This window comes from bacterium, from assembly GCA_024228115.1.
Lineage (GTDB): Bacteria > Myxococcota_A > UBA9160 > UBA9160 > UBA6930.
Genome location: JAAETT010000458.1, coordinates 24,222 through 30,487, shown reverse-complemented (window position 1 = coordinate 30,487; position 6,266 = coordinate 24,222). Strand labels below are relative to the sequence as shown.

General features: G+C 64.5%; 6 protein-coding genes. 5 read left to right on the top strand and 1 reads right to left on the bottom strand.

All coding sequences use genetic code 11. The features are described from left to right. Nucleotides 1–141: 141 nt before the first annotated feature. The 5 genes from GY937_19850 (at nucleotide 142) to GY937_19830 (ending at nucleotide 4,342) form a co-directional block, all read left to right on the top strand. The gene (locus tag GY937_19850) at nucleotides 142–1,164 is read left to right on the top strand and encodes a ParB N-terminal domain-containing protein (GenBank protein ID MCP5058963.1); all 1,023 of its coding nucleotides are present in this window, start codon (nucleotides 142–144) and stop codon (nucleotides 1,162–1,164) included. A 15-nt stretch (nucleotides 1,165–1,179) separates the two neighbouring features. Then, complete coding sequence (locus tag GY937_19845; protein ID MCP5058962.1) at nucleotides 1,180–2,364, top strand: CoA transferase; 1,185 nt, start codon at nucleotides 1,180–1,182, stop codon at nucleotides 2,362–2,364. 3 nt (nucleotides 2,365–2,367) lie between these two features. After that, the gene (locus GY937_19840; GenBank protein ID MCP5058961.1) at nucleotides 2,368–2,736 is read left to right on the top strand and encodes a DUF423 domain-containing protein; all 369 of its coding nucleotides are present in this window, start codon (nucleotides 2,368–2,370) and stop codon (nucleotides 2,734–2,736) included. Between the two features lie 136 nt (nucleotides 2,737–2,872). After that, nucleotides 2,873–3,052: a hypothetical protein gene (locus tag GY937_19835; GenBank protein ID MCP5058960.1), complete on the top strand. Its 180-nt coding sequence runs from the start codon at nucleotides 2,873–2,875 to the stop codon at nucleotides 3,050–3,052. A 54-nt stretch (nucleotides 3,053–3,106) separates the two neighbouring features. Further along, nucleotides 3,107–4,342 carry a VanZ family protein gene (locus GY937_19830; GenBank protein ID MCP5058959.1) on the top strand — a complete coding sequence of 412 codons (1,236 nt, stop codon included), beginning with the start codon at nucleotides 3,107–3,109 and terminating at the stop codon, nucleotides 4,340–4,342. Here the strand turns inward: GY937_19830 and GY937_19825 are convergent. Then, the gene (locus GY937_19825; GenBank protein ID MCP5058958.1) at nucleotides 4,339–6,228 is read right to left on the bottom strand and encodes a response regulator; all 1,890 of its coding nucleotides are present in this window, start codon (nucleotides 6,226–6,228) and stop codon (nucleotides 4,339–4,341) included. The genes GY937_19830 and GY937_19825 overlap by 4 nt on opposite strands. Nucleotides 6,229–6,266 lie beyond the last annotated feature (38 nt).

Sequence of the window (6,266 nt, the reverse complement as noted above, 5' to 3'; positions counted from 1 at the left end):
GCCGGAATTCGCGCTTCTGGCGACACGTAGCTGAACATCGCAGACTGGTCGTGATCGGTTCCGCGCATCTCTCACCCCCTGATCATGCGTGTACCAACCGATTGGCGGACCCGCACGGGGTTTTTCCGCAGCCTGCTAGAGGTGGCGGCTCGCAAGAAAGCAGCGACCCGGAAGAAAGCCGCGCGGAAGAAGACGACCCGCAAGAGTTCCGCGCGGAAGAAACTCACCATTCGCAAGGAGAAGCGCGGGCTGGAGGCTTCGGAAGTCGTCATCAGCGCTGAAGAACCGGAGCTCCGGCCCCTGGCCCAGGAAGTCGAAGCGGCCGGAGGGGCAGTGATCGGCGCCTACCGGGAACCCCTCTCGGGGAAACCACTCCTGTTGGCCTCCCTGCCCCGTGATGCCATCGAACCGACGCCCTTCCAGCGGGATCTCTCGCCAACTCACACCAAGCGCCTGGCCGCGAAGATCGAGGAGAGTGGCTCGTTTCTCGATCCGTTGATCGTCGTGCGAGGTGCGGAAGGCGGGTTCTGGACGCCGAACGGCCGGCATCGCCTGGCTGCCGCCAAGGTGTTGGGCCTGCGGCAGATCACCGCCTTGATCTCGCCCGACGAGGCGCTGGCGTTCCGGATCCTCGCGCTCAACACGGAGAAGGCCCACAACCTGAAGGATCGCAGCCTGGAGGTGATTCGCATGGCGAGAACCCTCGCCGAGCGGCACCCACGTGCGAAAGAAAACGATTTCAGTTCGGAGTTCGAAGCCGCGGAGTTGCTCACGCTCGGCCTGATCTACCAGGAGAATGGTCGATTCGCCGGGGGCGCGTACAGCCCTTTCCTCAAGAAGGTCGATCGCTTCACGACGAAGACCCTTCCCAAGAGCCTTCAGGCTCGCGAAGGCTATGCGGCACGCCTGCTGACGATCGATACCCGCGTGAAGGAGATCGTCGGAGCGCTGAAAGAACGCGGCTTCGACTCCCCCTACGTTCGCAACTATGTCGTGGCGCGCATCAACCCGGTTCGCTTCCATCGCGCCAAGAAAGGCGAGACCAAGCCTCCGATGGAACTCGGAGCTGCGCTCACCCGCATGGCCGCTTCAGCCAAGAAATTCGATCTCGGCAAGGTGCGCGAGCGCGATCTGGCGTTGGTTGCAGCCGCGTCGAGCGCCTGAGAGAAGGAGCCTCCCATTCCCGGAGCACTCGACGGCATTCGTGTCATCGACACGACCACCATGATCTCTGGTCCGATCTGTACGCGAATCCTGGCCGACCAGGGTGCCGACGTCGTCAAGGTCGAAGCACCGGGCGTAGGAGATCTCGTACGCGTGATGGGTGCGCGGCGGGATGGGCTCTCCGCGACGTTCGTGACGTCGAATCGCAACAAGCGTTCCGTTGTCATCGATCTCAAGCAGAAAGAGGGCCTCGCCCTGTTCGAAAAGCTGATCGCCAGCGCCGATGTCTTCGTGCAGAACTTTCGCCCTGGGGCCGCCGAGCGAATGGGGATCGGCGAGGAAGCTCTTCGCAAGATCAAGCCCGATCTCGTCTACTGCTCGATCAGCGGCTTCGGGGAGAAAGGTCCCTACGCGCACAAGAAAGTCTACGACCCGGTCGTGCAAGCCCTTTCGGGGCTGGCCGCGATCCAGGCGGATCGCGATACGGGGCGCCCCCGCATGGTTCGCTTGATCGTGCCGGACAAGCTCACGGCCGTTACCGCAGCCCAGGCCATCACCGCAGCCCTCTTTCATCGGGAGCGCAGCGGCGAGGGGCAGCATCTTCGTCTCGCCATGCTCGATGCGATGGTCGCTTTCGCGTGGCCCGAAGGCATGGCCGGCCACACGTTCATCGGCGAGGGCCAACACGATCGCCGTGCGCGCTACGCCCAGGATCTGATCTTCGAGACAGCCGATGGCTACCTGACGGCGGGGGCCGTTTCCGATAGCGAGTGGAAGGGCCTGTGCCGCGCCATCGAGCACGAAGAATGGCTCGAGGATCCACGCTTCGAAACCGCCGCCGGGCGCATCATGCATGCGGGAGACCGCCTGACGATGACCGCCGAAGTCTTCCGCTCTCGCACGACCGCCGAATGGCTGGAGCGGCTCGAAGCCGAGGATGTACCTTCGGCCCCCGTGCTGAGCCGAAAAGATCTCCTCACCCACCCGCAGCTCGAGGCCAACGAACTGGTCGTCGAGGATGAACACCCGGTAGCCGGACGGATGCGTCAGGCCCGGCCGGCCGAACGCTTCAGTGCCACTCCGTCGAGCTTGCGACTTCCCGCTCCCTCCCTGGGCGAACACACGAACGAGATCTTCGAAGAACTCGGGGTGGACGCCGAGGACCTGGTCGCGCTTCGCGAGCGGGGCGTGGTGGCCTGAACGATGCCGGGCTGGGTCTCCATCGCATCCCTGCTGGGCGCTTCCGGTGTCGTGCTTGGCGCGTTCGGGGCCCATACCCTGAAGGCACGCTTGACCCCCGAGAGCCTCGCTAGCTGGAACACCGCGGTCGAGTACCACCTCTTGCATGCCGTCGTGCTGCTGGTGCTCGCCTGGACCGCATCCAACGGCGATCCCTCGGCCCCCTGGGCCATGAAACTATTCAGCGCCGGAATCGTATTCTTCTCGGGGTCGATCTACGTCCTGGTGCTCGGTGGTCCACGCTGGCTGGGTCCTATTACCCCCATTGGAGGGATATGTCTGGTCGCAGCCTGGCTTTCGTTGCTCGCGTACGCCCGCTCTTCGGGCGGCTGACGCCAAGATCTGCGGTTGTGATTGGCGTCACCGCAGTGTGTCGCCCCATCTGGGATGTTTCTCTCCAGGCGGAGACGACCGTCCCGTGAAGTCGGATCCGCAATCGAACAGACGCCTTTCGGGGGGATGCTGGACGATGACGAACTCGGCCATCACGACCGGATCGAATGCCTCGGTGCAAGCCTCTGCACAGCACCGCGGCCAAGAGCGCTGCCTCGATCCGATGCGAGGCATCTTCGTCTCGCTGGGCCTCGGCGCCGCCGGCTGGCTGGTGGTCGTCGCCATGGCTCTGGTTCTGCGCGCACTCGTTTCGTAGCCGCAGCGGCTCAACGCGCTTGCCGGGCCGGTCGCTGAGCGCGACCGTCGTGGGGTGACGCGCAGACCGAACGAGTCCCAGGCCGAAGCCCGCGCATGGGTCGCCTTTCTTGCGACCGCAGTGCTCGTTCTCCTGACGATTCCGCTGGCGCGGCAGGCCCAACACCTGGTCGAGTCGACCGTAGGGAGCGGCTTCTTCCTCATCGTCGTCGTCGCAGGGATCGCCGCTGCCAGCTGGACGGCATGGAATCGACTCCGCACAACGAAGTCGAGCCGGAGCCATGGCGGGTGGGTTCTCTTCGGTATCACACTCGCTTACGTAGGCGGCGCCTTCTTTCTGCGGAAGAATCCGGAAGAAGCCGTGCACCTTCTCGAATACGGCGCCCTTGGCATCCTGGGGGCTCGCGCGCTTGCCTTCCGCCTACCCGATGCGTGGGTGTATCCAGCCGCCGCGCTGCTCGGTGCCTCTGTTGGAATCCTGGACGAAGCGATCCAATGGATGACGCCCTCGCGCCACTGGGACATCCGCGACCTCGTGATCAATGCGCTCGCTGCCAGCGGGGTTCAAATTGGCCTGGTCGCTGGGGCCCTGGGGCCTGCAGCTCGAGGCGGGACGGCACGTGGCTTGCGAGGATTCTGCGCCGTCGCAGCTCTCGCATGGCTGCTTCTGGGCGCCAGCCTGCTCAATACGCCGAGCCGCATCGCCAGTTACGCGAGCCGTCTCCCCGGCCTCGGATTCCTCCTCCAGAACGAGGGGGTGATGCTCGAATACGGACACCTCCACGAGCTTCCAGGAACCGCCCTCTTCCGGTCTCGATTCACGAGGGACGAACTCTCTCGGTTCGATTCGCTGCGAGGAGCGGAAGCCGGCGCCGTCATGAAGCGAGAGGGCTCTGAAGATCGCTACCGGGAGTTCCTGGCCACCTACAACCCGACCACGGACCCTTTCCTGCACGAGTTCCGCGTCCACCTGTTCCGACGGGACCGATATCTCCAGGCCGCAGCGAAACATGCCGGCGATCCCGGGCGGTCTCGCCGCGAGCTGACGGTCGCCTTTCGGGAAAACGCCATCCTCGAACTGGCCTTCCCGGTTTCCCTAGCCGCTTCGGAAGCTCGCTGGACCACATCGGAGAAAGGTCGCGTCGCAGAGCGGCAAGATCCCGGTCAGAGATACGAGAGCCCGGTCAGCCGCGGGCTGGTGACAGGCATCGGCGAGCCCACGATCGTTTGGACATGGCTGACGGGTTTCGTGCTTCTGGGGGCTTGCGCGCTTGCGACGCGGCGGCGTTAGTCGAGCAACTCCCGGACGCGCTCGAGCAATTGGCTCCGGGTAAAGGGTTTCGGAAGAAAGGCAAACTCTGGGCCGACCGCGTTCGGCTCGCCGGGAACGCCCGAAACCAGGAGCACCGGAAGGTCTGGTCGTTCTTCCCGCAAGCGGGCGGCCAACTCGAGGCCGGAGGTGCCGCGCATCATCACATCGCTGATGACGAGATCGACGTGCTCATTGTGCATTGGGCCGGACCAGGCCTCCTCTGCCCCTGACGCGGCGAAGACACGATAACCTCCGGCGCTCAGCACCCGCGTCATGAGCTTACGCACGCTGTCTTCATCCTCAACGACCATCACCGTCTCGCGTCCGCCGCTGACCACGCGCCCCGGCAGCGGCTCGCTGACCTTGGCAGAGGTTTCCTCTGCCGCGGGAAAATCGATGACGAAGGTACTTCCTTCTCCGACGACGCTCTCCACCTCGATCCTACCGCCGGTCTGATGAACGATTCCGTAGACCGTCGAAAGGCCAAGGCCCGTACCCTGGCCGACCTCCTTCGTCGTAAAGAACGGCTCGAAGATCTGCCTTCGTACCTCTTCCTCGATTCCCTGGCCCGTATCTTCCACGCGCAGCCAGACGCGACGCGAATCCCCTTCCCCAGAGCTACTCGTTCGGAGCGTCAGGCATCCACCGCGCGGCATCGCATCCCGCGCATTCACGGCAAGGTTGAGGAGCACCTGCTCCAGCTGACTCGGATCCGCCCTCAGCCCAGGGAGGTCCGGTTCGAGCTCCGCACGCAATTCGACGTCATCGCCGAGGACCCGGCCCAACATCGATTCCATCTCGTTCACGATCGCATTCAAATCCAGGTGCTGGGGCATCATCACCTGGCGGCGACTGAAGGCCAGCAGCTGTGCCGTCAACCGGGTCGCACGCTCGGCGGCACGCCGGATCTCGAACAACCCATCGTCGAGTTCCGCGCGGGAGAGCTTGGCGTCTTCGAGAACACCCGTGTAGCCGAGCACGGTGGTCAACAGGTTGTTGAAGTCATGAGCGATGCCGCCGGCCAGGCGACCCATGGCCTCCAGACGTTGGGAGCGGAGGAGCTGGGCCTCGCTATCCCGTAGAGCTTGCTCGGCGCGCCGACGTTCCTCGATCTCCGCCTCCAGCAGACGCTCCCGCTCCCGCAGGGTGACGACGGAATCCGCGAGCGCGTCATGGTTCCGGCGCAGCTCCCTCTGCTGCTCCGCGAGCTCGTCGATGGCACTATTCGCTCCGGAAAACACCTCCAGCACACGTTTCAGGCGGGAGGCGATGGTGCCACTCGGGGGCAGCGTGATCCAATACACCGAGCGGTGCGAACCGATCTCTGCCGAAACAGTGGCAGGCGCAAGGCCGAGCAGCTGCGGCGAGCTCTCGAAGACGGTGCGGGTGCTCCGAAAGAACGCCTCGGAAGCGCGCACGTGCGGTGGGAGCGTCAGCACCACGCGAAGCCGGCCGTCGTCGAGCCTTTCCATCTCAGCGGTGTGGATCGGATATTGGGATGGCCCCATCCACCGTACGAGCAAGTTGAAGAGCTGGCTCGGACTCACGGCGAGTGACAGAGACCGTCGGACGCCGTGGTTCCGCGTGTCGAATGCCATCGAGTCGACGATCTCCCTCAGCACTTCGCGGCCACCCACATTCTCGAGGCGCTCCATGACCTCTGAGAAATGGTCCCAAGGTATCCACAGCTTCCCCTCCCCCAGAACCGCGGCGGAATAGGGAAGCCCGTCCAGGAGCAGTTCGAGGTCGAATCCACGGTCTCGGTAGCCGGCCAGCAACATGGGGAGCGAGCGCGTCGAGGCATCGCGACCCCTGGCGACGTTCCCGGGGGGGCGTTCCGTCGAGTCCGACGTTTGATTGCGCATTCCCACTGGCCTCGAACGTAGGGAGCCCGTTAGCCCGC

Excerpts from the sequence above, each read along its gene's own strand:
- GY937_19840 (MCP5058961.1), top strand. The coding sequence starts at position 2,368 with ATGCCGGGCTGGGTCTCCATCGCATCCCTGCTGGGCGCTTCCGGTGTC.
- GY937_19835 (MCP5058960.1), top strand. The coding sequence starts at position 2,873 with ATGACGAACTCGGCCATCACGACCGGATCGAATGCCTCGGTGCAAGCC.
- GY937_19825 (MCP5058958.1), bottom strand. The coding sequence starts at position 6,228 with ATGCGCAATCAAACGTCGGACTCGACGGAACGCCCCCCCGGGAACGTC.